General features: G+C 47.6%; 28 protein-coding genes, 3 pseudogenes and 1 riboswitch. Of the genes and pseudogenes, 17 read left to right on the top strand and 14 right to left on the bottom strand.

Translation table 11 applies throughout. The annotated features are described in order from the left end of the window. Positions 1–307: 307 nt before the first annotated feature. The 4 genes and pseudogenes from BMW55_RS01250 (at position 308) to BMW55_RS01235 (ending at position 1637) form a co-directional block, all read left to right on the top strand. Entirely contained in the window at positions 308–559 is a 252-nt protein-coding gene (locus BMW55_RS01250) for a spore coat associated protein CotJA (RefSeq protein ID WP_089964543.1), read from the top strand. Beyond that, positions 559–813 carry a spore coat protein CotJB gene (locus BMW55_RS01245; RefSeq protein WP_089964542.1) on the top strand — a complete coding sequence of 85 codons (255 nt, stop codon included), beginning with the start codon at positions 559–561 and terminating at the stop codon, positions 811–813. Before BMW55_RS01250 ends, BMW55_RS01245 begins: the two co-directional genes overlap by 1 nt. A gap of 18 nt (positions 814–831) precedes the next feature. Continuing rightward, positions 832–1062, top strand: a pseudogene (cotJC, locus tag BMW55_RS01240) (spore coat protein CotJC); the annotation flags it as partial. Between the two features lie 236 nt (positions 1063–1298). Further along, positions 1299–1637 (top strand): hypothetical protein, encoded by a 339-nt coding sequence (locus BMW55_RS01235; protein WP_089964541.1) that lies wholly within the window; start codon positions 1299–1301, stop codon positions 1635–1637. Between the two features lie 80 nt (positions 1638–1717). Here the strand turns inward: BMW55_RS01235 and BMW55_RS01230 are convergent, their stop codons facing one another. Next, on the bottom strand, positions 1718–2563 hold the full coding sequence (locus BMW55_RS01230; protein WP_089964736.1) for an MBL fold metallo-hydrolase: 846 nt from the start codon (positions 2561–2563) through the stop codon (positions 1718–1720). 271 nt (positions 2564–2834) lie between these two features. Between BMW55_RS01230 and BMW55_RS01225 the strand changes: the two genes are divergently transcribed. Together BMW55_RS01225 and BMW55_RS19590 are read left to right on the top strand one after the other, a co-directional pair. Next, complete coding sequence (locus BMW55_RS01225; protein ID WP_089964540.1) at positions 2835–3593, top strand: DUF2087 domain-containing protein; 759 nt, start codon at positions 2835–2837, stop codon at positions 3591–3593. A gap of 18 nt (positions 3594–3611) precedes the next feature. Continuing rightward, complete coding sequence (locus BMW55_RS19590; protein ID WP_089964539.1) at positions 3612–3974, top strand: GIY-YIG nuclease family protein; 363 nt, start codon at positions 3612–3614, stop codon at positions 3972–3974. Between the two features lie 379 nt (positions 3975–4353). Here the strand turns inward: BMW55_RS19590 and BMW55_RS01215 are convergent, their stop codons facing one another. Further along, positions 4354–4716, bottom strand: a complete 363-nt coding sequence (locus BMW55_RS01215; protein ID WP_089964538.1) for a VOC family protein — start codon at positions 4714–4716, stop codon at positions 4354–4356. Positions 4717–4780: 64 nt separating this feature from the next. Continuing rightward, entirely contained in the window at positions 4781–5617 is an 837-nt protein-coding gene (locus tag BMW55_RS01210; protein ID WP_342027726.1) for an AraC family transcriptional regulator, read from the bottom strand. Positions 5618–6406: 789 nt separating this feature from the next. On the opposite strand from BMW55_RS01210, the gene BMW55_RS01205 reads away from it, so the two are divergent. Continuing rightward, entirely contained in the window at positions 6407–7846 is a 1440-nt protein-coding gene (locus BMW55_RS01205) for a flavin monoamine oxidase family protein (RefSeq protein WP_089964734.1), read from the top strand. Positions 7847–8113: 267 nt separating this feature from the next. On the opposite strand, the gene BMW55_RS01200 is transcribed toward BMW55_RS01205, so the two are convergent. Further along, entirely contained in the window at positions 8114–8614 is a 501-nt protein-coding gene (locus tag BMW55_RS01200) for a VOC family protein (protein ID WP_089964536.1), read from the bottom strand. Positions 8615–8881: 267 nt separating this feature from the next. Between BMW55_RS01200 and BMW55_RS19605 the strand changes: the two are divergent. From BMW55_RS19605 to BMW55_RS01180, 4 genes and pseudogenes are all read left to right on the top strand, one after another. Further along, a pseudogene (locus BMW55_RS19605) lies at positions 8882–9179 on the top strand (ArsR/SmtB family transcription factor). A gap of 61 nt (positions 9180–9240) precedes the next feature. Then, complete coding sequence (locus BMW55_RS01190; RefSeq protein ID WP_089964535.1) at positions 9241–9723, top strand: SRPBCC family protein; 483 nt, start codon at positions 9241–9243, stop codon at positions 9721–9723. A gap of 494 nt (positions 9724–10217) precedes the next feature. Then, a complete protein-coding gene (locus tag BMW55_RS01185; RefSeq protein ID WP_089964534.1) occupies positions 10218–10643 on the top strand; it encodes a VOC family protein in 426 nt (141 codons plus the stop codon). A gap of 264 nt (positions 10644–10907) precedes the next feature. Beyond that, the gene (locus BMW55_RS01180) at positions 10908–11669 is read left to right on the top strand and encodes a MerR family transcriptional regulator (protein ID WP_089964533.1); all 762 of its coding nucleotides are present in this window, start codon (positions 10908–10910) and stop codon (positions 11667–11669) included. A gap of 157 nt (positions 11670–11826) precedes the next feature. Here the strand turns inward: BMW55_RS01180 and BMW55_RS01175 are convergent, their stop codons facing one another. Beyond that, entirely contained in the window at positions 11827–14481 is a 2655-nt protein-coding gene (locus BMW55_RS01175) for a phosphoenolpyruvate synthase (RefSeq protein WP_089964532.1), read from the bottom strand. Between the two features lie 184 nt (positions 14482–14665). Continuing rightward, positions 14666–14829: riboswitch (cyclic di-AMP (ydaO/yuaA leader) on the bottom strand. Between the two features lie 328 nt (positions 14830–15157). Between BMW55_RS01175 and BMW55_RS01170 the strand changes: the two genes are divergently transcribed. Both BMW55_RS01170 and BMW55_RS01165 read left to right on the top strand, forming a co-directional pair. Further along, a complete protein-coding gene (locus BMW55_RS01170) occupies positions 15158–16684 on the top strand; it encodes a recombinase family protein (RefSeq protein ID WP_089964531.1) in 1527 nt (508 codons plus the stop codon). Positions 16685–16701: 17 nt separating this feature from the next. Then, positions 16702–17049, top strand: a pseudogene (locus BMW55_RS01165) (manganese catalase family protein); the annotation flags it as partial. Positions 17050–17208: 159 nt separating this feature from the next. Here BMW55_RS01165 and BMW55_RS19170 read toward each other — a convergent pair. Then, positions 17209–17376: a hypothetical protein gene (locus tag BMW55_RS19170; protein WP_170839664.1), complete on the bottom strand. Its 168-nt coding sequence runs from the start codon at positions 17374–17376 to the stop codon at positions 17209–17211. Between the two features lie 263 nt (positions 17377–17639). Between BMW55_RS19170 and BMW55_RS19165 the strand changes: the two genes are divergently transcribed. Then, positions 17640–17795: a hypothetical protein gene (locus BMW55_RS19165; RefSeq protein ID WP_170839663.1), complete on the top strand. Its 156-nt coding sequence runs from the start codon at positions 17640–17642 to the stop codon at positions 17793–17795. 12 nt (positions 17796–17807) lie between these two features. After that, positions 17808–18026 carry a hypothetical protein gene (locus BMW55_RS01155; protein WP_089964529.1) on the top strand — a complete coding sequence of 73 codons (219 nt, stop codon included), beginning with the start codon at positions 17808–17810 and terminating at the stop codon, positions 18024–18026. A gap of 42 nt (positions 18027–18068) precedes the next feature. On the opposite strand, the gene BMW55_RS01150 is transcribed toward BMW55_RS01155, so the two are convergent. Next, positions 18069–18518 (bottom strand): hypothetical protein, encoded by a 450-nt coding sequence (locus tag BMW55_RS01150; protein ID WP_089964528.1) that lies wholly within the window; start codon positions 18516–18518, stop codon positions 18069–18071. A gap of 306 nt (positions 18519–18824) precedes the next feature. Here BMW55_RS01150 and BMW55_RS01145 point away from each other — a divergent pair, with 306 nt between their 5' ends. Beyond that, complete coding sequence (locus BMW55_RS01145) at positions 18825–19649, top strand: hypothetical protein (RefSeq protein ID WP_089964527.1); 825 nt, start codon at positions 18825–18827, stop codon at positions 19647–19649. Positions 19650–19687: 38 nt separating this feature from the next. On the opposite strand, the gene BMW55_RS01140 is transcribed toward BMW55_RS01145, so the two are convergent. The 5 genes from BMW55_RS01140 to BMW55_RS01120 form a co-directional block, all read right to left on the bottom strand. Continuing rightward, positions 19688–19948 (bottom strand): hypothetical protein, encoded by a 261-nt coding sequence (locus BMW55_RS01140; RefSeq protein ID WP_139179407.1) that lies wholly within the window; start codon positions 19946–19948, stop codon positions 19688–19690. A gap of 21 nt (positions 19949–19969) precedes the next feature. Beyond that, on the bottom strand, positions 19970–20770 hold the full coding sequence (minD, locus tag BMW55_RS01135; protein ID WP_089964525.1) for a septum site-determining protein MinD: 801 nt from the start codon (positions 20768–20770) through the stop codon (positions 19970–19972). A gap of 416 nt (positions 20771–21186) precedes the next feature. Next, positions 21187–21705, bottom strand: coding sequence for a hypothetical protein (locus tag BMW55_RS01130; RefSeq protein WP_089964524.1), 519 nt, complete (start codon positions 21703–21705; stop codon positions 21187–21189). A gap of 115 nt (positions 21706–21820) precedes the next feature. Continuing rightward, positions 21821–23050, bottom strand: coding sequence for an MFS transporter (locus tag BMW55_RS01125; RefSeq protein ID WP_089964523.1), 1230 nt, complete (start codon positions 23048–23050; stop codon positions 21821–21823). Between the two features lie 106 nt (positions 23051–23156). Further along, positions 23157–23411 carry a YlbG family protein gene (locus tag BMW55_RS01120; RefSeq protein ID WP_244527395.1) on the bottom strand — a complete coding sequence of 85 codons (255 nt, stop codon included), beginning with the start codon at positions 23409–23411 and terminating at the stop codon, positions 23157–23159. A 318-nt stretch (positions 23412–23729) separates the two neighbouring features. Between BMW55_RS01120 and BMW55_RS01110 the strand changes: the two genes are divergently transcribed. Then, a complete protein-coding gene (locus tag BMW55_RS01110) occupies positions 23730–24050 on the top strand; it encodes a hypothetical protein (RefSeq protein WP_089964520.1) in 321 nt (106 codons plus the stop codon). Between the two features lie 8 nt (positions 24051–24058). Here BMW55_RS01110 and BMW55_RS01105 read toward each other — a convergent pair whose 3' ends face one another. Both BMW55_RS01105 and BMW55_RS01100 read right to left on the bottom strand, forming a co-directional pair. Continuing rightward, a complete protein-coding gene (locus BMW55_RS01105; RefSeq protein WP_089964519.1) occupies positions 24059–24475 on the bottom strand; it encodes a YlbF/YmcA family competence regulator in 417 nt (138 codons plus the stop codon). Positions 24476–24532: 57 nt separating this feature from the next. Then, entirely contained in the window at positions 24533–26443 is a 1911-nt protein-coding gene (locus BMW55_RS01100) for a helicase-associated domain-containing protein (RefSeq protein ID WP_139179406.1), read from the bottom strand. Positions 26444–26454: the final 11 nt, after the last annotated feature.

Raw genomic sequence — 26454 nt, 5'->3', positions numbered from 1 at the left:
GCTGTTTGTAATCTTATATTGTGTTTTTTTGTGTTTAACATGCGTAGGAAAATTTGGTTATAGAGGATTTGCGTACTAGCTGGTCAGAAATCGAGGACTTGGCGTCAGCTCCGGCGACACATCGAACGGTGCTCTACTCTCAATCCCCCGGTCTTGGTCAGCACATCTGATTTGATCTGCAATCCGTTTGGAGCTTCTGCCGTTTTTAAAAATGGAATACAGCAGAAGTTCGACACATATAGTTATCTAGAAACGGCATAAAAACATCAGCTTGTCAAAGACATTCCAAACAGAAAGGGATGAATCGATGAAAAATCACCGAAAAACGCCCAATCCCTTTATCCATCAAACCAGGGTGTGGTTTCCCTTTGTGAGCCCTTACGATCCCTGTCCGCCACAAAGAACCAAAACTTATATCGTACCTCCCAATCAATATCTGGGGTTCCAGCCGCCCAATCTCCCGCAATTCCCACCGGGTGAAGCTCTTCTTAAGGGCACCTTGTGGCCGATTCTCTACAGTCCCTATACCAAAACATCCGAACGCGAAGGTGAAGACTGATGGACCGGGTTGAACAATTCCGTCACTTAAGGCGCATACAGGAAATTGATTTTGTGCTGGTGGAACTTAACTTATATCTCGATACCCATCCCGATGATCTGCAGGCCCTTGAGCAGTATAACTGGCTTGCCCGGCAACGAGCCGGACTTGTGAGCTCATATGAACAACAGTACGGTCCGCTCACCAATTTCGGGCACAGTTTGAATCGGTATCCCTCCGGTTGGGATGAAGGTCCCTGGCCGTGGGAAATGTAGTGGGGAGGGAAAACGGACGTGTGGATTTACGAAAAGAAACTGCAATATCCCGTACGTGTCAGCCAGTGCAATCCTCAGCTGGCAAAATACCTCATCGAGCAATACGGCGGCGCAGATGGCGAATTGGCGGCCGCGCTGCGCTATTTGAACCAGCGCTATACCTTACCGGATAAGGTCAAAGGCCTGCTCACCGATATTGGTACGGAAGAATTGGCTCATTTAGAGATGATTGCAACCATGGTTTATAAATAAACGTATGCATGATGGATACCTAAAATGCGTTTATTTGAACCGGAAGTTAACCAAGATAACTCGAAATATCTCCAAAATCAATATAGACCTCTATATTTTGACCTCGATTTAATTTTTCTTCTTCTCAACACGCAGCCTTCTGTTGCTTATTTTCTTTCCATTTAAATACAGTTTGAATGGATGAGGAAGGAGAAGACTATAGACGATGCCCAATACAAAGGAGGAACTTGTTAATGTTTTCAGTACAACAGGCTTTGAACCAGTGCCGCCAGGTAACCCAACAATTGATTCAACAAACGCAACAAGCAAACAATTTGTACAGGCAAATGTTAAATAAAGAGCAGCAAAATATAACGATGCTCGAACAAATGATTCAACGGGAAAAACAGGCAGTGCAAGCGATTCAGCAAAGTTTGCATGGACATGACCTGGCCATTCAACGATGCCAAGAAGTCATTGCCATGTGTAACCAAGCTGAACAACAATTAGCGAACCAGCCATTTGCAAACCAGCCATTTGCGCCTACCATATCCCCAGCCCCATCTCCCTTCAACCCCGGACAATATCAATAACAGAACGAAAACACCGTTCCGATCTGGGAACGGTGTTTTCGTTTATTCCCATTGGGAGTCCCGGCCGTCTCTATATTCTCTCAGTGGCTGCCGTCAACATAGCGACCGTAATCGGGAATCGCGATGCGGTTAAACTCGTTGGCAAGCTTTTTCAGGCCACGTTGCAATGTTTCCCCGAAGATAGGCATCCCATGTCCGGTAACGGCTAGAGCGGGATTTAATGCTTCCAGACGTTGTACCGATTCCCGGGCAGCCTGCCAATCCGTCGTCAAATATCTCGGCGGACCACTGATTTCCTGTTCCTGCATGACCACTTTGTAAAGGGAATCTTGTCTGACCGTAACGAAAGCATCCCCAACGATCAGCGAACGGTCTGACTCCCGGAATAAGGAAATATGTCCGGGTGTATGTCCGGGAGTGTGGATCCATCTCCAGCCGGACATTCCGGGTACACTACCGTCAGCAGGGAGCTCTTTTACATGATTGCCAAGATCAACAGGTTCAATCGGAAATAACGGAGACAGTTTAGCGACGAATCCCCCCTCAACGGTTGGATCGGGCTGGGGATAGCTGGCCTTACCTGTTAGATAAGGCATTTCCCTTTCATGTGCGTAGACAGGAACATCCCATTCCTTCACTAAATCAACAACTGCTCCCACATGATCAAAGTGTCCGTGGGTAAGAACGATAGCTTTTGGCCTGCTGTTTGGACCAAACCGTCTGGATGCTGCAGAAATAATGTCATCCGCTGACTCCGGCATCCCGGTATCGACAAGTACCCATTCATTCGGCTGTTCAGGGTTTCCAACGAAACATACGTTGACTATTTGAATAGTCAAACAGTACATGTCCGGAACCACTTCCTGGCCGACTCCGCTTCTTACAGATGTGGCCGGAATCCATTTTCCTTCCATCGTATCTTCCATTTGCCTCTCCAACAGCCCACCTCCTTTCAGGCTAGTTATGACCCATTGATACCGGAAGTATTCCGGAGAGTATAAGCGGACCTCCATCATGAGCAAAAGCCCCTTTGCACCCGAAGCCGGGTAGCAAACTTCGCACTTTCCTGTGGAATGTATTTCCATAATCTTTTCACTTGGCCCCCCTCCGGCCTGCAATGCCGTTAGATGGACATATTTATAGATGATGTGTTAATATGTTTATGAAATAAACGACATATCGGGGCGGTGTTTGTTAATGGCCATATCCGAACGATTTTGGAACGCTTCGCTGGAAGAGCTTAAACAAGGATACGTAGTGGAAGAAAACCGGTACATTTGCCTTCTTTGCGGAACGGAGACAGAGAAAGGGATCATCTATCCGGAAGGGGGCATGCTTTACGAGGCGGAGAGGCAAATGCAAAACCATATCCGTCAAAACCATGGCTCCGTTTTTCATTATTTGATCCGCCTCAATAAAAAACTGACGGGGCTTACCGATCACCAGAACCGCCTTATGCAACTTTTTTACGAGGGAAAAAGCGATAAGGAAATCCAACAGGAATTGGACATTGGGAGCACTTCCACCATCCGGAACCACCGTTTCGCGCTGAAAGAAAAAGAACGGCAGGCGAAAGTGTTTTTGGTGTTGATGGAACTGTTGAAGGAAAAAGACAAACATGCCCCGCAGATCGTGAATCCCCATCAAACAGCCAAAATGGTGGATGAGCGGTACAATGTGACCCAGGCAGAGCGGGAGGGCATCTTGAAAAAGCATTTTCCTGAAGGAACAGATGGTCCGCTAAAGTCCTTCCCGTCCAAGCAAAAACATAAGCTGGTGATTCTGCGGGAGATCGTCCAACGCCTGACCCCCGGCCGTTTCTACAGCGAAAAGGAAATCAACGAAATCCTGAAAACAACCTATCCCGACTATGCCTTGCTCAGACGATATCTGATCCAATACGGTTTTATGGATCGGCTTCCGGACGGCAGCCGTTACTGGCTGAAAACCGAATAAGAAAGCAGGTGCAGATAAATGGATCGCAAAAAAGAATTAAAGTTGCAATTCAAAGAATCCAAGCCTCACGCAGGTGTATACCAAATCAAAAATACCCAAAACCAAAAGATTTTCGTCGGCAGCACTATGAATCTTAAAACATTGAACGGCAAGCGATTTGAATTGAATGCGGGGACCTCGCCAAACAAATCGCTGCAAAATGAATGGAAAAAATACGGCGAAGAAGCGTTTGTTTTCGAGGTATTGGAAGTATTGAAAGAGAAAAAAGACGGACCCTTCAACAAAAAAGAGGCTTTGAAAAGCCTCGAGAAGAAGTGGCTGGACCGGCTGCAGCCCTATGGTGATCACGGTTACAATCGCAAACCGGACATCGAAACGTGATGAACATGTAAACCAATGAAGTAAAGGGAGTAACTCCCCACCGGACAAAAGTCTTGCTCAACTCCCACCATTTTATGAGTTAAGCGGATTCAACAACTTGATACAGGGGATGGTGACTGTTCGGCAGGCAGACCTAAAATTCTCCAGAGTGAACTCTTCTCTGTCTCCGGGGTGTTTTAGGTCTTTTTATTGAAAGCACAGTAGAAAGCAACGAATAATGGATTGAAGGCGAACGAAACCGCCTTCAACAACCTTTTTTTGTTGAATAGGAATTCGAAGGAAGGCTGCTATGTTCAGCCTCAGCATGACAAACCCTCAAGTAATCGCGGCTTGCTCGATTCCTTTCCCGAACCACTCGATTCTCGTACATTGACTGCATTTACCCCTTTAACACGTACATATTACCGTCTTCATCGTAAAATTGAGCGAAAGTGCCCCACTCCATCGTTTTCGGCTCGCCTTCGAATTTCACGCCGTTGTTCTTCATGCGTTCATACGTCGCGTTAATGTCGTCACATTCAAATACGATCGACGGCTTCATATTTTCCCAGCCCTTCATCATTGCACGCGGATACAGGACTAATGCGGTCTGCGCCCTTTTGGGAGCGACCTCAAGCCATGCCCCGCCGGGACCCATCGGGGTTTCGCGAATGAGGTCGAAGCCCACCTTCTCCACCCAGAATGTTTTGGCCTTCTGCTGATCTTCCACATATACTGCAGCCGTTGCGATTTTTGTAATCATATCAAAACTCCTCCTGACATATTGCAAATTCACTTGATTCCAACAAGCACTTTATCACGATCAGTCACGGCTCGTCTTGTAAAAAAACGACATCTTGTGAACCGTGGAGCTTGGCGGCCATCTGCCGGACCCATTTGCAGTACTGGACCGGAGTTACGCCGAGACACAGCTTGAAGTCCTTTGAAAAATGAGCATAATCGTAATATCCGAACTCCAGCATGCATTCATGTAAATCAAGGTCCGGCTGGAACATCAGGCGCAGCCGCGCCTGGTTGAATCGAGCGATCTTGTGCAACCGCTTCGGCGAAAGCCCGGTCAATTCGGCGCATCGACGCTCGAACTGGCGCTGTGAATAGCCGCTATCCCGCACGGCCCGGGCGATATCATAGGTCATAGGGTCCCCGTACAGCTTGGCCAAAACACGCGTTATCTTGGGATCAATCCGATCCGGAGCGTATAGATCCAACAAGAACGCTTCAAGCAGTTCTTGTGCCATGCTTATATCCAGCGTATCGGCCAGTTTGCGTTCCAACTGAGGAAGCAGATCGGCGGATTTGGGAGCGAACACCTCCTGCAACGGCACGAAACGGTCATTGAAACAGCGGACAGGCTTCTCCGACAGCGCGGACAACCCCCACGGCAGCAATCGCACACCGAATAATCGAATCTCGCCGTCCGCGTATAAGTGGTGGAAGTGCGACAACATACCGATAAAGAAGGCGCGGGGGAGCGACCGATTAGCCGTCGAGTAAGAGGCGCCGTAATGGAAAATAAGCTCCTGACAGCCGTCGGGCCATAGAACTTCGCCGACTTCCCCAGCATGGTACGTTCTGCGCAGATGCCAGATGCATTTGACATAAGGAGCCAGGGGAGCGGAAGGGCGTCTTTCTTCGTAATTGATAAGATCAAAACCCCCTTTATATGTAATTCATCATGTCCTGCCCGAGCTGCCGCTCTCTAGTGTAACTGTACGAGCAGCGCAAACTGGATGCCCCCGATGAACACCAGAAATAAATTGGAGACCTTGTCGAAGTTTTAAAAACCATTTACAAATTATTGTTTAATTCCCTTAATATCATAAGTATATTGTAAAAATGACTGTAGCAAAAACCATTAACCCTATTTTATCCATTTGCATTGTATAAGATGCCTTCATCCTATCATTGACTAAATCCATGTCAAAAAATTATCGTTATGATTAGAATTCGAGACAAAGCAAATGAACAATGAGCCAGCCGGTTTTGAATCGGCTGGCTCTCTTCATTGCTATTTCCATTTTTCAAGTGTGATTTGATCAACCTTTTGCCGTTTATTTTCGGCAACGGAGGCCGGATTTCAGTTTGCCGAAGAAACTATGTATGGATAACCGGATGCTTATCGTCCATACTCCGTGTATACAATATCTATCTTTGTCAACAGCCTCAAGCGAGCTTTAATCGGCTCACTTTTCCGCAAGTTTTCGTGGAGTGTCGGGTAGGTGGCCCCTTTCGGAGTTGTTCTCCTCGCCCCATAGATCGTACTCCGGACATTTTTTCGTCCCTGGCATAGGAAAACGGCAGCTGAATAAATTGATAAAAACTATTCAGATTCAAGCAGTCATTTTTCTAAAAAGAAATTGCTCCTGAAAACAGACGGGAAAGGGGCCGAGTTCGTGACAACACCTCAACCTCCACAATTAACAACAGATCAAATGATTTCGATCATCAGAAACGGGCTTAGGAGAACGCAAGCTCCCAAAAAAATCATCATCGTCGGTGCGGGCATCTCCGGTTTGGTTGCCGCCTCTTTGTTAAAGGATGCCGGGCACAAAGTGGTCATTTTGGAAGCCTCCGAAAGGATTGGCGGGCGCATCTATACATTGCGGTCTCCCTTCGTCGACGGTCAATATCTTGATGCAGGTGCCATGCGCATCCCATATACCCATGTTCTGACATTGGAATACATAAAAAAATTCCGTTTACCCATCAATGAGTTTATCAATACCACTCCGAACGATCTCATTTATGTGAATGGAATAAAAACCCGATTGAAATATTATGAGCAAAATCCGGATATTCTTCAGTATCCGGTCGCTCCGCAAGAAAAAGGTAAAACGGCGATGGAATTGTTTCAATTAGCCGCTCAGCCGGTGATTGATTTCATCAACCAAAACCCGCAACAAAATTGGCCTGTCGTTATCAGGGAATTTGATAAATACTCAATGGAGTATTTTTTAAGATATAATCCTGTTGGGGTCTCACTCTCTGCGGGCGCTGTCGAGATGATAAAAGTGCTCCTTGCCCTCGAGGGATTTCCCGAGCTCGCTTTCGTTTCCGTGCTGAGGGAGTTGATTTTCTTACTCACACCGGGGATGCGCTTTTATGAGATTACCGGCGGAAATGACCAGCTTCCATGGTCTTTTTATCCGCAATTGAAAAGAAATATCTTGTTTCAGCAAAAAATGACAAAAATTGTGCAACACGACAACAAGGTTACGATCCATTGCGTCCATACACAAACCTCAAAACCGCTTAAAATTACCGGCGACATTGCGATCATCACCATCCCCTTTACTGCCCTGCACTTTGTTGAATTGGAGCCCTATCATTCGTTTTCGCAAAAGAAGCGGCAAGCCATTCGTGAACTTCATTATGTCTCTTCGACCAAGATTGGCCTTCAGTTCAGAAGCAGATTCTGGGAAAGAGAAGGATTGTACGGCGGCAAGACGATTACGGACCTCCCGACCCGTTTCACTTACTATCCCAGCTATGGGCTCGGCACTCAGCGACCCGGAGTCGTCTTGGCCAGTTATACATGGGAGGATGATGCCATTCCCTGGGACAGCTTGAGCGAAGGAGAACGGATTGAGCAAGCATTGAAAAATCTGGCCATCATTCACGGCAATCAAGTCTACCGTGAATGCTTAGCCGGAGCTTCTTACAGCTGGGCCCAGCACCCTTTTTCCGCAGGAGCTTTCGCCTTGTTCAAACCAGAACAGGAATCGGATCTCGGCCCCTATATTGCAACCCCCGAAGGACGGGTTCACTTTGCCGGCGAACACACCTCCAGCCTTCCTGCCTGGATTCAGGGAGCCATTGAGTCCGGAATTCGGGCGGCGAATGAAGTAAATGATTTGCCGAGAACAACATGACGATGAATGGTTATGATCTTGCCTCAAGGCGATGCAATCCCACCCTTAAAAGCGATCAATTGAAGTAAAATGATGATACTCGTCCGAAGCATGCAGCAGCTATCCTAGCACGCAAAACAACAATCACCGAATGAAAGAGGAGGGGAATCCCCTCCTTTGAAATATGGAAATGATCTGACCGATCAGAGCAACGACCGTTTCACTCGTTCGGGGAAGGGGAGATGCTGTACCATCGCCGCTTGTCTCCCCCCTTCCCCTTTCAACCCTCTAACCCTCGTAAGCTTTCTTTAAGGTATGGATGTCAATTTTTTTCATTTGGAACAGAGCTTTCATAACCCTTTCTGATTTTTCGGAATCAGGATCATGTAACATGTCCTGTAAGTCGGAAGGGATGATCTGCCACGATACACCATACTTATCTTTCAACCAGCCGCACACTTGAGCCTTCTCGTCTCCTCCTTCCGAAAGTTTTTCCCAGTAATAGTCCAGTTCTTCCTGATTTTCACAACAGACAATAAAGGAGATGGCCTCCGTGAATTTGAATTGGGGACCGCCATTCAATGCTACAAAATCCTGTCCTTCCAATTGGAATTCCACAGTCATGACAGACCCTTCCGGCATACCATGAATTTCTGTTCCCACTTTTCCATAGCGGGTAATTCTCCCGAGCCTGGAATTTTTAAAAATCGAAACGTAAAACGCCGCAGCCTCTTCTGCTTGTGTATCAAACCACAAATTTGTTGTGATTTTTTTGATCTTTTCACTCACCAGTTTCCTCACCTCAATTTTGAATTATAAAAACTTTTTATCTATTAGAACATACATTCGCTATAAAGGTCAATAAGGAAATTTTGGCCTTTGCCCCAAATTTCTGAATCGAAATAAAAGCCCCTCTTACTGTCAGCTCGTGTTCCTCAGTCATTTTTCCGGTCTCTCAATGCATTTTGGAGTGCCCGGATCACTTCTTAATAATCCATGCTAAAAAGAACTGTACATTCCTTGACAGGAATATTCCATTTCGGGTATATTATAACCATGAAAAAGATTTTTAGCGCGCTTGTCGACCCAAACTGGCAACGCATGGTAGAGCTCTTGCGTTACTCTCCCCTTCCGTGGGGGAAATTTCCCATCGACTTGAGCTCAATCAGCCGCATACAACCAAACATCTTCGCGTACTCAGTCATACCCGGCTCGTCGAGGTGCAAGCGATCGCCAATCGACGGATCTACAAGCTACGGCTCCATCCCCTTAAAGAGTTAGACACATGGCTTCCCTCCGCCTCGTCTGGGATGAGCGGTTCGATCGGTTGGACGATTATCTGGAGGAACTGTAAGAAAGCGATGACAAGAAGCAGTCCTAGGTTTATAAACCAAACGATCTGGGAGGAATGAAACATGGCGGAAGGCAATGGTTCGAACACTACCTTTGTACAGGCAGAAGATCGGGAGCTCTTGGTCTCCCGGGTCTTCCACGCACCACGGAAGCTCGTGTTTCAAGCTTGGACCGATCCTGTTCATTTGCCAAAATGGTGGGGACCCAAAGGGTTTACGATCACGGTGCAGGAAATCGACGTAAGGCCGGGAGGTGTATGGCGTTACATCATGCACGGTCCCGATGGTACTGAATATGTGAATCGGATCGACTTCATCGAGATTGTAAGCCCGGAACGACTCGTTTACTCCCATGGCGGAGGTGAAGATGAAGAACCATTTCGGGTGACGGTGACGTTTGCCGAGCAAGGAAATAAAACGGAGCTTACCATGAGGATGCTCTTCAAGTCCGCTGATGAACTGAACAAGGTGGTCAAGGAATACGGGGCCGTGGAGGGAGCAAAATCTACGCTTGACCGACTGGAGGAACAATTGGCGAAGATTTGAGGAATCGAATGCTCGATATACACAAGGGAATGAAATTTGATTAAACAGGGATATGCAATCAAGCGGGTCTGAGGGTGAACTCCGTACCGATGACTGCTTTTCTTCATCAGATTCACCCGACAAGTAATCCTTGAATTATCACTGAGCGGCTGATTCCGGTTATGTGATCGTCCGCTCCCTCTCCCCTGCCAATATTGACTCAAAGAGCCCTCATTCAGATTATGAATGAGGGCTCCTTTGTGAATGGCACTATCTATAAACTTCCCCGCAATTTGCAAAAGCCCCATACATAAACAACTCTCTCTGTGCAATTGGCTTTTGTCAATTTTCCTGTTGCAAACATATGTTCCTTTGAATTATAATCGAATTATGGTTAATACTGACAGATAGGGTTGGTTCATTCAAAGGTCAATGGTGATTTGCCCCTGACTCTTTCCGGAAATTTGCAAACAGTACAAAAGTAAGATTCACCGAACTCAAGGAGCTGATGAAGCATGACATTGCGATTAAGCCCCTATTTAATGCTGAACGGAAATGCGAAGGAAGCGATTCAATTTTACGAAAAAGTATTCGATGCCAAAGTCCTCTTCAACCAAACATTTGGAGAGATGCCGGAAAACCCTGAATTCCCCTTACCAGCAGAGGCCAAGGATCTTATCGCACACGCCATGTTAAAAGTTGGCGAATCGGACCTTATGTTTTCCGACACATTCCCGGGTCAACCATCCCAAAGCGGAGATCAAGTTACCATCTGTATTACCATTGACAACTTGGAAAGATCAAAACAGATTTATGAAGCCTTGCTACAAGGCGGTCAAGTGAAAATGCCACTGCAAGAAACAGATTTCAGCCCTGCTTACGGTATTGTCACGGATAAGTTTGGTGTAACCTTCCAAATTTACACGGAGGGCCAAAAGTAAATGAATCGGGATTTACATATAACGCCTGCTACTCGCTAGCAGGCCATTTTCATGCAAACAAAAATCCCTGAAACACTGCGCAGGCCAAGCTGCCCTTTCTTCGTTCATCCCAGCTTCACCCTGTACCTGACCTCCGGCTTGAAATGAATCCACGCTGGTCCCTTTGATTGATTTTGCAAAAAAAGGGCACACTTCCTCCAAAAAAAAGTATTGACATTGACGTATACGTAAAGGTGTAGAGTGAAAGTGTGAGGAGGTGATCACATGGAATACACCGTTCAGAAGCTGGCTCAGTTGGCGGGAATCAGCACCAGAACGATTCGGTATTATGATGAGATCGGGATTCTGAAGCCGGCAAGAATCAACTCGTCGGGATACCGGATCTATGGTCAGGCGGAAGTAGACCGTTTACAGCAAATTCTATTTTACAAGGAATTAGGAGTCAGCCTCGACGTCATTAAAGAAATCGTCACTTCCCCTTCCTATGACGGAGCCAAAGCCCTTCGGGAACACCGTGAACAACTCCTCGCAAAAAGAAAACGGTTGGATGTATTGATCGCCAATGTAGAAAAAACGATTGATGCGATGGAAGGGAGAATCACCATGAGCGATAAAGAGAAGTTTGAAGGTTTCAAGCAGCAGATGATTGATGAAAACGAGGCGAAGTACGGGAAAGAAATCCGCGCGAAATACGGCGATGATGTCGTGGAACGGTCCAATGAAAAATTGAAGAACATGACAAAAGAAGAGTATGAAGAGCTTACCCGTCTGGGAGATGAAGTCCTTGCAACCCTTGCCGAAGCGTTTGCAACTGGTGACCCGGCCAGCGACATCGCCCAGAAAACTGCCGAGTTGCACAAAAAGTGGCTGATGTATTTCTGGAGCGAATACAGCAAAGAAGCGCATGCTGGCCTTGCCCAAATGTATGTGGATGATGAGCGGTTTAAGGCGTACTATGAAAAGCAGCCCGGTATGACTGAATTCCTGAGAGATGCGATTTATATCTATACAGGCGTTTCAAAATAAGACCTTAAACAGTTTTACCATGCATGTGATATGGAAAATGAGCCACCTTCCCCCTGAAGGTGGCCTTTTTTATGATCTCATGCAGATGAACATATCGGGATGATCCGGAGCCATCCGTCACATGGTGAACCGCTCCGGCCCAATTTAACAGTACGCCCTATTCATTTTTCTCATCCAAAATCTCCACATATCCATTGGTTCCGTCCACACGAACGTATTGACCGTCCTTCAAAATTTGGGTCGCATTTTCCACGCTGACGACAGCGGGGATTCCGTATTCCCGTGCGACGACGGAACCGTGGGTCATCATCCCCCCGACTTCCGTTACGAGGGCTTTGGCCGAATGGAATAAGGGAGTCCAGCCGGGGTCCGTGTAGGGAGCGACCAAGATGTCCCCTTTGTTCAGTTTTCCTTCTTCCAATCGGCGGACGACTTTGACATATCCTTCCACAACACCCGGGGATACAGGAATGCCAACCAAAGCACCGGGAGGAGCCTGCTCGTTCTGGATGACCGCCGAGAAGGTTTCCCCTTCGCTGGTGATGACAAGGGGAGGGGTCAGCTTTCGGTAAACCTCTTCCGATGCCTTGCGGGAACGGATGCGTTCCGTGACCTCATCCACCTTCAAGCCGTTTTCCAGCAGGGCAATCAATTCTTTCAACGTCAAATAAAAGACGTCCTCTTTCTGCTCGAGCATCCCTGTTTCAACAAGGGTCCGGGCTTCTTCCAAAATGGCTTCCCGGTAAAGGTCAAAATAACGGATCATGATATATTTGGGCAATTCGCGGATTCCCACGGTATTTCGGTAGAGCGCGAGGAGCCGGGCCAGTTTTTTTTCTTTCCGGGCCCCGCCGCGCGCTTTCACCCGCTTAAGCAGGGCCTGGACCGCTTCATGGGCTTCTTGTTCCCCTTGCTTGAATTTTTCCCGGTGCTCCGCGGGCGCGTTGCTTCTCATATGGCTGAGAATGGACGGGACAAGCATGGTAGGCGCCTCCTTGTAGCGAACCCGCGTGATGTCGATTTCGCCGGGTGCCCGCATCCCGAATTTTGCCATAAACCGGTCCAGTTCTTTCCGGAACGCGCCGCCGCCTTCCACTTGGCTCAAACCCTCATAAAAGGTGCGGTCTTCCGCCTGTTCCAGATAGCGGACGACTTCGGGGTAGGGTCTGGCCGCATCCGCCAAATCCCCGATCATCAGCCCCATTTCGCTGGTGATGTTGCCGGGCGGGGACTTTTGGATGGAGGCGTCCCATTCTTCTCCCAACCATTTTTTCATTGTTCTTTTGATCACCGGCAAGGCGATGAATCCGGCATAGGTGTAGGCCAAGGGATCGACGATGGTATAAAAAACGCGGTTGGTATGCTCCAGGATCAACCGAATCCGTTCTGCGCCGGTGCGTTGGGACAATGCCCGTTTGAATTGGGCCAAGTCTTGTTCGAAAGTGGCAAAGGCCCGTTTCACAGCGAGATTCGGATCTTCCCAATACCAGATCTGGATCAGCCGGGGAATGATCTTCCGGTAAATGGCCAACATGACTTTCACGGTGCCAAACGCTTTTCGAATCACGCCCCGCTTAGGTGCCAGCCGTTGAAAATCTTCGCATTGCACCACTTTTTTCAGCGCCAGCACATTATCGTCCGCGATCGTGCTTTGGAGAAGCTTGCGCTGGACGGGCTTCAGGAACAGGAAACTGGAACAATCCCAGTAAAGCCGTCCACCCGCCTCAGGAAACGGAGCTGTATCCTCATCAAAGGGAACGAGCGCTTGAAAAATCGAGATCCCGAGCGGTTTCATGTAATCGGTCATCATTTGCGAGTGGCCGATCGACAGATAGATCCGGTATTCATTATCCTTCACCGCAGGGACGGGATAAAGGGAAGTGATGGGCCGGCTTTGAAGGATATAGAGGTCATCGCCCTCCATACACCACTCGATATCCTGCTCGGAACCGTAGTGGTTTTCGATCCTTCGTCCCAGTTCCGCCAGCTCGAGGATCTTCTGATCCGGAAGCGCCTGTTTTTGGCGAAATTCGGGCGGCAGTTCCCGGACTTCCGTACCGCCCCCGGCAAGCGGGAAAACCCCTTTTTCCTTTTTGGCGATTTGTTTCTGGATGATCTCATGATCGCGCACTTTGTACAAATCGGCGGTCACGATCCCGGAAACCAGCGCCTCTCCCAGTCCGAACCCCGCATCAATGGAAACCGTGCGCCGATGACCCGTCACGGGGTCCGCGGTGAACAGGATTCCGGACACTTCGGGAAACACCATCCGTTGCACCACGACAGACAAGGAAACGGACTTGTGATCAAACCCGTTCTTGATGCGGTACACGATGGCCCGGTCCGTGAACAGGGATGCCCAGCATTTTTTGACCGCTTCCAGGAGTTGCTCTTCCCCTTTGACGTTCAGATAGGTTTCTTGTTGGCCCGCGAAAGAAGCGGTTGGCAAATCTTCGGCGGTCGCGCTGGATCGGACCGCGTACGCATAATCTTTTCCCAATTTGGCCCAGGCCTCGATAATCGATGCTTTGACCGTTTCAGAAAGCGTGAGTGTCAGCATGTGATCACGGATTTTTTGTCCCCATGCTCGAATCTCGTCCAGCTGTTCGGGATTTAACCGGTTCAATCGGTCCAACCACTGATCCATCTCGGCCCAGTCTTCCATGAAGTGGTGGTAAGCCGTTGTGGTGATACAAAAGCCGGGTGGGACCGGAAAGCCCGCTTTAGCCAGTTCTCCCAGATTGGCGCCTTTTCCACCCACGGTCGGCAAGCTGTGGCGATCGATTTCCTCAAAAAACAACACGTAGTTCACGACACTTCACTTCCCTTTCAAAAGAATGGAGTCAAGCGGTTAAAACAGATGGTCAGCCAGTTTCCCAGCAGAAGGAAAAATCCTACCGATCACCACCTTGCCAAATCGAAAAAGCCGTGAGAAGGAAGTCTTCTCGCGGCTTTTTTGGCACCACAAAACAAACCGTGGCTCAGCACGTCGACACTCCTCCTCTCATAACGCTTACGAGGTTAGCTGACGGGTTTGGGTGCTGAGAGTCACCCTACCCGGACAAGCTTGCCCGGGATTCACCCCATGTAGAGGATGACCGAAGCCAGCCCTACGCGTGGTTCCCCCGCTCCCAAAAATGGGATTCAGCGATTGGAATGGAGATGATTTATTTTAGATTGAGACCATCTTACTCCTCGGCAGTTGGGATGTAAAGCGGCATGGAGGGCAAAACAGGTGAAAGTTCGGCGATTTTTAAGGATGGGATGCCATTTTTAGCGTGTTCTCTTTTGCCCGTGAAAAATTTCATCGTTTTAGAAATGAAGACAACGTAGCGTCACTGGGACGCTTGCTTCCTCCAATAAGCAGGGGGATGAATCAAAAGTCAATAGAGACATAGGATGATCGTCTGATCCAAATCATCTGTAAGGAGTTTGCAGAAATTCCCCGGGCGACGGGCATATAAATGTCTACAGGAAGGGGGGATCTTATGGACAGAGTTTGCATGTATCTCCGCAAGAGCCGTGCCGACCTGGAAGCCGAAGCCCGCGGCGAGGGGGAAACACTGGCTAAACATAAAAAAACCTTATTGCAACTCGCTCATCGACAAGGACTCAACATCGTAAAAATACGCCAAGAAATTGTTTCCGGTGAAAGCCTGATCAACCGTCCTGAAATGATGGAACTTCTTCAGGAAGTGGAAAGAGGTCTTTATGAGGCTGTGCTCGTCATGGACCTGGACCGGTTGGGTCGCGGCAATATGCGTGAGCAAGGGATCATCCTTGAAACCTTTCAAAAATCGCGAACCAAAATTATCACACCGCGCAAAGTGTACGATCTTCAAGATGAATTTGATGAAGAATACAGCGAATTTGAGGCGTTTATGGCCCGAAAGGAATTAAAGATCATTACACGCCGGCTCCAAAACGGCCGGATCCGTTCTGTTCAGGATGGCAACTATGTCGGCGCCAGACCTCCGTACGGATATCAAATTAAGAATGACCCTTCCGGGCGTTATCTGGTTCCTGATCCGGAACAGGCTGCCATAGTAAAACAAATTTTCAACTGGTACACAGAAGAGAGAATCGGGACGCGCCTGATTGCCAAACGACTCAATGAAATGGGCATTCCTTCTTACAACCATACAACCTGGAGTTCAAACGGCGTTCTGAGTATTATTAGAAATTCGGTTTACATAGGCAGAATCCAATGGAGGAAAATGGAGCGGAGAAAAACACCGGACCATAACGGACGAAAGCATAAGACACGCCCGTTATCCGAATGGATTGACGTGGAAGGAAAACACGAACCTGTTATTTCCATCGACACTTTTCATAAAGCCCAAGAGATCAGGACCCAAAGAAGAAATTCTCCCTATCATTATGCATTTAAAAATCCTTTAGCCGGGCTGATTATTTGCGATCAATGCGGCGGGACCATGCTTTTGAAGTATTCGCGTTATCATGTGGCCCATCTCATCTGTGATCATAAAAAAAGGGGCGGCGGATGCAAAAACAAAAGCAGCCGACTCGATTATGTTGAATCACGTTTGTTGGAGGCTTTATATGATTGGCTGAAAGAGTACAAGATCAAATTGGATTTGCATGAAGCACCGGCAAATGACCAGACAAAGGTTTATGAGCTGGCCATGCAAAACCTGACACAACAAGAAAAGAACCTGGAAACACAAAAGGAAAACTTGCATGATTTGTTGGAACAAGGAGTATATGACGTGCAGACGTACATCGAAAGGTCCAACAACATCGCACAGCGCTTAAAAGAGGTCCGCGAAAAAATCGAAGAAAATCAAATGAAATGGGAAAGGGAAAAAGCCAGGAAAAATGCCAAACGGAATGTCATTCCAAAAATCAGTCATATTTTGGATACTTACCATCACCTTGATGACCCGAAACAAAAAAACATCCTGCTCAAAAGCGTAGTGGATCATTGCTTATACCACAAAGAAAAGCATCAAAAAAATGATGAGTTCTCATTAGTCGTCTATCCCAAGCTATAGGTATCCATCATGCATCCGTTAATAAATTAACCAAAGATGCCACTCCCGAGCAATTGCGCGAAGCGGGACTGGGTGATCATTACGCGGATCATGATAAAGCGCTCTTCTATCACAACGCCGCAGGAGTTCCTTTTACCGCCACCTATATTCAAGCCAAAGGAGACCCCATTGCCGATCTGTATGAGGATATCGCCGCGGAGGAAAAAGCGCGTGCGACCTATCAATGGTTAATCGATCTGTCCGATGACCCGGACCTCAACGACGGACTGAAGTTTTTGCGGGAAAGGGAAGTCGTCCATGCCCAGCGCTTCCGTGAAGCGGTTGAGCTGTTGAAGGAATATAACCAACAGAAGAAGTATTTCTAATGCCGGAACACGTACACCTCCTGAGGGTGTACTTTTTTTATGCAAAAACAGATCCGGTGATCCAAAAAGATTTGGATCACCGGATTTGTCCGGAATCCCCGTCAGCGGGGGAAACGTTTTATGGATCTATTTTTTTGGACGATCATTCTCTTTTCATGCTTAAGTACGCTTTATTTTAGCTTTGAGCTCCCGGTGCATTTTTTTCAATTGCTTGAGTTCTTCATGCAAGTCATACTGCGCTAAAAATTCATGCCGTTCCTTCGCCAGCAAATATTCTTGCTGTACCGAAGTGAGACGTTCTTCCAGTGCTTTTAGTTGTTCTAACATGTTAAGCACCTCAATTCTTTTCTTTTATTGAAGAAAAAAATCATGAGCTGAAAACTTATTACCCCGTTTGCAAAAAACGAAACCACAAAACTGTCAATTGGTTTAAGATTTTTTCATAAATTCGTCAAAAAGGAAACAAGGACCCCGGAATACGACAAAAAAAGAATAAAAGACACCCGGATTATCATTGACGTTCGTCGAATATTTGATAAAATATAAGTCCGGCTCCATGTCTTTACCATAATCCGAAAGGAGATTTTTCCGTGTCTGTGGGTCCCCATTATATGCCATCCTTTTTAGAAGAATTTCGTTCCATGAAGTTAGAAATCATGATTCGCGACCTGCATAAATTAAATCCTGATGAATTGATCCGCATCAAACAGGAGATTGAGGAATTGCTCAATTCAGACAAAGAGTAGGATGAATTCAACATGAATCAACCAACGGAAAAACTCTTGATCCAAGCTTACAAACATATTAATGAGTCACGCAATTTGATTGAACAACTCATTAACCAAATGGGTCAACAACAGCAGTTGATCCATCATCTGCCGGAAGATATTCAACACCTGGTTCATGTAGCTCTTGAACTTTCTCCTGACCAGCGTAAAACGTTGCGTTTATTCCTGGAATCGTTAAAACAAGAGTAAAAAAACCCAGCTTCCATAGGAGGATGAGCTGGGTTTTTTCATTTATTCCTGATCAGTTTCGATTGCTTTATAATATTGAAACATTTTTCGGGAGAGGAGTGATGAACGAAAATACTTGTACATCTTCGCAGCATCAACGGCGGCTAATAAACCTGTTCCCGGAACGATGCGCTGGTTCGCCTGAAACCTTATGTAATCATGTTGTTTGAGTAAAAATAAGATCTCCACGCATTGTTGCTTTTCTCCCAAGTATTCGCTAAACAGATGAACGAGCCGGTCAATCGTAACAGAGGGAATGCCACCCTTTTGTCTTAGATCCGGATCTAATTGCGGATAGACCAAAAGTCCCCATAAAATGACCAGTGCCGCCCGGGTGGAAGCATCCCAGTTGCGGTGTGGAGGGTGATTCTCCTGATCAGCAAGTCTTAATTTGGGAAAAAGCCAACGCGAAGTAAGCAGTGAGCTTATCTCTTTCACCGACAATGAACTCAACAGAAGCACTCCTTTCGCCGTCAAGTGTTACGTATAATATCCAATCATAGCCAAAAACTCTCTTAATATATGGGTATGGTCAAAAACTTACTGTTTCATACCTATGGCATTACAAAAATTCCCATTTGTAATTTGATGCCTTTATTCTTTAATTTTTATCTATCTTGCCTGGCTGCCGTTACCGGCATTCTTCCAATACCCATGAATAGACAAGTTTTTGAAACAAGGATAGTGGAAAAGATTATGTTTTTTCTGTTATATTAATAAGTAAGATTTTTATGGATTCAGAGAGAAAGGAGAATTTCAATGATAGAAACAAAAAAAGGAAAATATACAGAGGAAGAAAATGAACAAATAATTGAAGCCATTAATAAGGGGTTGCAAGAAGGAAAACGGGAACGCGAAATACTCAAAGAATTATCAGAACAGTTAAAAAGAGGATATGCAGGGATTATGTCCCATGTCCGGAAGCTAAGAGCTGAGTACCCGGATCGCTTTCATTTCAGTGAAGAAGCGGGTGAAGGCTCCAATCGTCTGAATAGCTGGGAAGAAGAGGAGGAAGAAATAGTCATTCAAACGGTGAATCAATTTTTAGAAGAAGGGAAATCGTTGTCAGCCGCCATTGCCGAATTGGAGAAAAAGCTGTTCCGCACACAAGGAGCCATTTATCAGCGAATCTATACCCTGCGTCGAAAATATCCGGACAAATTTACTCACTTGCCCGCACAAAGGCCCCGCCGCCGACGCAAACTTCAAGACTGGCAAATTTATCGTCCCGCGATTCGCGATCTCGATGAACCCTACTATCCCAATCCTGAAGGGCTCTCTTCAGCACCCACGGCTTCCGACACGCTCCACCCCCTTCACAACCAGTCTTTTGCATCCGGCGTGACGTGGCCGCAGGGAAACGAACAACCCACAACTCCTGAGGAAGAGATGCTGATCAAAGCGTTTGAGGAAAGGTATGGACGGCCCAATCCGGATACCAGGGAAAAGTTGATCCAGCTGATGAGAACCTACGGTTGTACCCGCGTCTCCATCGCCCTGTTCACCTTGGCCGAAGATAAAGCATTTCCGACCGTGATCACTGAATTTCTGGAACGGCGTTTGCAAAACCACAAATTTATATGAATAAGAAAAGCACGAACCTTCATTGCAGGTCCGTGCTTTTAAATAGGCTCTTTCAGTTTTACCGGGATACTCGCATTGATAATGGTCGTTCGTTCTTTTGACTGTGGAATGACAGTAATTTGACCGACAACATCGTAACCGAATTCATCGCAAAGCTGAACGAGCCTCTCTTGAAATAGCTTGATCTTTCTTTCGTCAATATCCGAACGCTGGTAGCTGAGCACTAGAGCCAGACGGTCGTCCGCTTTCGTTGCCGTGGGCTCTTCCTTCTCCCTGCCGAACATGTTCAGGAATGCCACCTGTTTCACCTCGTTTATGTATTAGGCGATGTGAAACAATCGCTTAATCCGATTAATGAGAGTTGGGGATTCCAAATCTAAGAAAGGCACCTCTTCCCCGGTCAGCCGTCTCGCAATATTGGAAAACGCTTTACCGGCCAGCGATTTTGAATCCAGGATAACCGGTTCTCCTGTATTGGATGAGCGGATGATCCGTTTATCTTCCGGAACAACGCCCAAGAGATTGATGGCCAGGTGGCTCTGTACCCTCTCTACACTCAGCATATCGCCATCGCGAACCATTCCGGGCTGAACGCGGTTCACCACTAAATCGATCTTTGTCAGGTTGGCCGATTCCAGCAATCCAATCACTCTGTCGGAATCCCGGACAGACGGGATTTCAGGGTTTACGACCAGAATGGCCCGGTCCGCGGGCGCAATCGCATTGCGGAAGCCTCCTTCTATTCCCGCTGGGGAATCGATCAAAATGTAGTCAAACTCCTGTCTCAGTTCATCGACCACCTGTTTGATCTGGGACGGTGAAACTTCTTCTTTATAGCGGGTTTGCGCTGCCGGCAGTAAGGCCAAATCAGGATATTCCTTATGTCGAACCAGCGACTGCCGCAGCTTGCTCACGCCCTCAATGACATCGACGATGTCGTATACGATCCGGTTTTCCAAGCCAAGCATCAGATCCAATTTTCTAAGTCCGATATCCGTATCAACCAAACAAACTTTATATCCTAATTGGGCCAGCCCCAGGCCTACCGATGCAACAGTGGTTGTTTTCCCCACGCCACCTTTTCCGCTTGTTACTGTAATGGCCACGGAGTTGTGGTTCATGCACATTACCCCTTTCCTAACCCTCTATGCAAAAGGGAGATTCAAACCAGGGAGAACCTTCAGCCGCGAACACCGGTCTTTCGCCGATTTCCCGTACTTAAGCACAGAATAGGTACCCGTCGCTGGATTGTGTATAAGATTCTTAAACATATTTCTACAGATTTCACCATTATTGTAGCAAAACTAAAAGAATAAAAAAAGCTAGGAATTGGAGCGGTACACGCCTTTCAACGCCATTCGCAAAATGTACAAACCGCTTCATAGGTCCCCCTTTGTCCGCATGCAGTTGGCTCACATCTTTATAATCCCTCCGGCGTATTTCACCTTTTGTTGCAAACCGCCCGGGAGTTTTTGAGGCAGCAATCGAATCAGCCGCTTCAACGGCTTGCCGAATTTCACCATTTCCCACCTCTCTTTTAGTAGAAACGCTGCCCGCAATGGGAACAGGAAGAGGCGTCATTTTTCACTTGATGCGCACAGAACGGGCAAATGTACAATACCGCTGCTCCGGGTTGAACCGTTTTTACCCGGGTTCGAGGCGACTCCTGATCGGGTAACAACACTTCGACTTTTCCCGAAGACGGCTCTTCTTCCTGGACAGAAGGAGGAATGCTTACCTTTTCAGCGGTATCATGAACGGTGATATCGGAGTTCTTCAAGTCTTCCAGCTCTTTTTGCAGAGACTTCAGCTGCTCGTTTAAATCGTGAATCGCTGTCAGCGTCGCTTCAATCTGATCCGTCATCTCCAGCTTTTTTGCCGGCTCCCAAGCCTCATATACTTCCCGTCCCAGCTTTTGAATCATTCGTTCGATATCGTCTTTTTTCCCTTTTATCTTCAGGCTTAAGCGGCTTATTTCCAACATTCTTTGGGACTTTTGCCCGGCAGTCTCCATTCCCTTTTCCAATTTCTGTTTTAAATCCTGAAAAAAATTCAATGCAAATCGCTCCTTTGCGTGCCATGACGTTCCTTTCCGTTTCCTTACTCTATTGTAAAAACTGGCCCGGGATTTCACAAGCAATCACAAAAAAAGAAACCCCGAAGCCGGCGATTCAGGCGGGGTTTTTCATTACATCGTCCGTTTTTTCATGAGACGGCTGCAGCCTGAGCTTGAGACTGAATTTTAACCAAACCGCGGCACAAACGAGCAACAGGGAGGTAAGCAGAAAGACTTCCCTGATCCCGGTCAAGCCGGACAAATATCCATAGGTGACCGGGCCGAGCATATTCCCCAGGAAGTTCGCGCTTGATTGATAGCCGAACGCCGTACTCTCTTTTCCCGGGGGAGCAAATTTGCGAATCAATGCGCTCAGCGAAGGAAGCAGCCCGCCCACGCACAGACCCAGCAAAAACCGGATCACGAGCAGCTGCCAAATGGAGTGAACAAACCAATGGGGAATGAAAAAGAGCGCTGCGCCCAGCATCGCAAAAAAGAGAACCCGCTCCGAACCATAGCGGTCCCCCAGTTTTCCCAGGAGCGGGGAAGCAATCATATTGGCCAAGCCGGTAGCTGCGGGAACCAGCCCTGCGAAGAAAGCCACATATCCGCCAGGCACACCCAGTTGGTCAACAAACAGTGACATCAACGGCATCGGGCCCATCATGGCAAACTGCACAAACACACCCACAATAAAGAAAAGCACCAATGGGCGCTGATGTAAAATCGCTGAACCGTCTTTCCAGAAGTTTGGCTTTTTCTCTTTTTTCTGGGGCTTACATTCTTCCTTTACCGCAAACAGAACCACCAGAGTAGCGATCGCGATCACCGTTGCCGTCAGGAAGAAAATCATGCGGAAGCCGATCATTTCCGCTAATATCCCGCCGATAAAAGGCCCCATAATCGAGCCGGCGACACCGCCCGATTGCAGCATCCCAAGGGCATACCCGACCTTCTCTTTCGGAGTATTGGTCGCAGTCAGCGAGATGGATGCAGGGATAAATCCCGAGATCGTTCCGTTGAGCAAGCGCAAGAACAGCAATTGCAGCGGCGAAGTAGCAAGTCCGGTTAAAAAGATGACAACCGCCATGCCAAATCCCGATCTCAGCACCATGATTTTTCGTCCGTAGCGGTCGGCCATGCTTCCCCAGATGGGAGCCATGATGAAGGCCGACAAAAAGTTGACGCCAAAAATGACCCCTGCCCAAAGTTGTGTCTCGGCAGGGTTCTTGATGCCCATCTCTTGCAAATAGAGAGGCAAAAACGGGATAATCATCGACATCGCGCTCATCACCAAAAACTGCGAAACCATCAAAATATACAGATTGCGCCGCCATGAACCCATAACCCGTCATCATCTCCTTCTGTTTTATTATATATTTCGCTCTACGAAGTATCAAACCAAAAAAAAACCGTCTGTTGACGGTAAGCACGTGAACTCTGCTTGTATTTTATATATGAGGCGAATTTATTTTCTTGCTAAAATCAAGCGATATTTTCGTGCGTTGTGATCGCTCCACGCGTTGTACATAAGGCAAGCGTTCAATGCGATGAATGAGTTGATCAGCCGTTCGGCCATCCACATACAGATAAACGTATTTGAGCCGTTTAGAAATATAATGTATATTTCCCATGCGTCCCAACGAACGAGCTGCTTTTAAATCCTTCACCCAAACAGCCAAGCCTAGCCTTTCTGCAATGTTCATGACAATCCAATCTCCTTTTCACATGTCAAGACTAGTCCGGAGGGCGCTTATCACTGGTTAAATGGAAGATGGATTTGTTTATGGGATCTGCTTTAATCGTACCATTCCGTTAGAAGAAGTTCAACTTGATCCGAGTGTCCGAAGCGCTGAAAAAGCGGCGTTGCGGACTGCCGCATCCGCCGGCAAAGCTTTTTGGTTCAGCATGCAGGAAGCGGCCGCTCCGCCGGAAGCAAATCCCTCATTCCATCTCTTCTTGCATTTTCATATTCAGTGCTTTTGATAAAATAAGAACTACAGACAGGACTGGAGTGAACATCGATGAAAAACCCCGTTGAAATATTTGTTGAAACGCTGGATACCGCAGAACAGAAGCCATATGTTGAGCTGATGCGGAAACAATTTGCAGGTGTTTCCTTTTTATACGTGAAACTCCAAGCCCCCTCCTCGCAGCAAGATTTTGAAAACTTTTTGCATAAGGAGGCGGAACGATTTATTACAGGTACCTCCTGGTTTTATGAATTTGAATATATCCGCTCTTCACAAGCCGGACTGATTTACCGCTTTCGCTTTCGCGTCCCCGAAGAAAAAAGCTTCTGCTGTGGCAATGAGTGTCCCAACTGCATCTTAAAGCAGCGTTAGTCTCAATCTTATCCTCCGCAGGAACGCTGGAATCTCTTTGCCCCGGGTACCGGGTCGTTCGCAGGCACCTTGATCGATTCGGACACCGAGCGGGCGATCACGGAGGAGACTTCGTAAAGCAAGAGATCCAGCTTTTTCTCCGCCTCCAAAAAAGCGCCGATCACGGGATGGGAACTCATTTTTTTCTGATAAACTTCGGCCTTTTCTTTCGCCTCATGATAGTTGGGGTGGAAAATGCCAAAGCGCTTTGCCTCTTCGTACATCTCTTTGATCTTCTGAAATTCCCTGATCATTTTTTGCGCTTCAGGGTCTTCCTGCATTTTCTTCTTCAAAGCGAGATAATTTTTCACTTCTTCCGATTCGTTTATCTGATCAGCCAGATGATAAGCATCCAGCAGGATTTCACTCATATCCAAAGTATCCATCGGCTTCCCCTCCCTTCCCATTTTAACACAGCTGCTTTCACCATTTATCTTCAAAAATCAGGAAAACGCTTGTCCGGCCGACCAAGGCAATAAAACTTGCAGCCGCTCCATCTCATTCAAACAAAATCTTCTCTTCTTTCCCTCTGTCTCTTTTGCTTCCAAAAGCCAGTTTCCGGATTCCAATTTTAGCTCCATCGGTGTCACGGTGACCGTATTCCCCCGCCATTCGAGCCGGACATCCAGCTGATGCTCCATACATCGTCGGAGGATTTCCCTTTTCATGAATGGATGATAAGCGCGAAGGCCGGATGTCCAGATCTTGGGCAACTGGCGGATCCCCGGAAAAACTTCTGCCGGCTCGGAGTACCGGTCTTCCAAGATTTCAGAACCCAAATGCGCAAAGGGCAGCCACCAGTCATTGAACCCGCCTCTCTCTGTGATCCTGCCGGGCAGCGGTTCAGGAATGCGGCTGACGTTTCTCTCTTCGTTCCGGAGCCACTGTTCCACTTGCGATGAAAGGGAAGATGGAATGGAAAGACAGGTGGAACTCCATCTTTTCACGGGCAAATGCTGGTTTAGGGCCAGTTGTTCCAGCTTTTCGGCCGTCAACCGGTCCGGTGTATGAACGAGCACCACCGATTCCAGCAATACACCGTCAAATTGCTGAACCCAGTGCCCGATCTGTTGCCGGACCGCATCCGGAAGGGGGAAACAGCTCCATTCCTCCAACCGTTGAAGGATTTGTTCAAGGGAGTATCCCCGCCGGCAAGCACGTTCGATGGAATGTTCGGTGATTTCATAGTGAAGATAATGATCTCCACCCATAAAATCAGCCATTTCCGCCAGTTGATATCGTTTGGCAAATGGGAAGGTATAGGGAATCATGATTTCCAGATCAGGTTGCACATAGACAGGCAGTTCTTCCCGAACCTCCCCGGTGAACGGCGGGAGATCAAGCCAGCGAAAAAACAATTCCCCCTTTGCCTCACCGATCTCGATCCAACCCAGTTCACGCAAAGGACGCAACAGGCTTCCGGACAGCTTGTGCATCTCCATGTCCAAAGACCGGGTCTGCTGTCGGTATGATAACTGTCTGGCCTTCACCAGCTCCTTGACGGAAACCCACGCTCCCGGTTCGACAATTTCCATGATCGTTAAGTACCCTTCCCCCTCGTTCCAGTAGCTGACCAGCGCCTGGCGCACGGCTTGATACAGGAGGGTGACCGTTTCTCCCCAAGAAAGTTGAAGCCATTTCTGAAGGCGGGCCGGCTTGGGCATGATATACCCTTCTTTCCGCTCCAGCAGATCCCATTGTTCCGCCAAGTCGGTGACGAGTTGTACCCATGGCGGCAGTTCGCCGTCTCCACTCCATTTGGTCCGGGTGAGAGCTTCGGGATCCAAATCCAAATCAACATCCAGCTTTTGTGCGTAACGCTTGGAAATCTGACCGGAACGGGTGAGGGGCCATGGCTGATGGTCCAGGGTGACCAGGAAATGAAACAGGGCTTGCCAAATGCCCATCGTCATCGGCGAAACAACCTTGATCTCTCCTTCGTCACCAAGGGGAGTGACGGCGGAACCCATCAGGACTTTTGCCAATGCCCGGCGGATTTCAAGCGGACAAAGGTAAAAACGTTCCCTGTTCTCATCTCTGCCGGTGTAGACCCATCCCTGCCGGCACAGGCAAAGGAGCGCATATCGAAATTGTGAAGGAGAAAGACCGTTGGCCGGGAAGCCCGAAAGATCGGGTTCTTTCAGGATTCCTTGGGGAGCCTTAAATAAAAAGGTCTGAAGCACCCTCTTTTCATTCTCACTCCACTGCTTCCAGCATGCTTTCAAGTAAACCGGATCTGTCAATAAATAAGAGAGCTGATTCCTCTCCGGTTGACTCAATCCGTGACCGGAAGCGATTTTGCCGATGACCGGGTCGGAGAGCGAGTTCAAACACCGCTCTAGCTCACCTATCACAATACCATCCC

The sequence above is a fragment of the Lihuaxuella thermophila genome, from assembly GCF_900110165.1.
Lineage (GTDB): Bacteria > Bacillota > Bacilli > Thermoactinomycetales > Thermoactinomycetaceae > Lihuaxuella > Lihuaxuella thermophila.
This window is presented reverse-complemented; position numbering and strand designations above follow the sequence as displayed.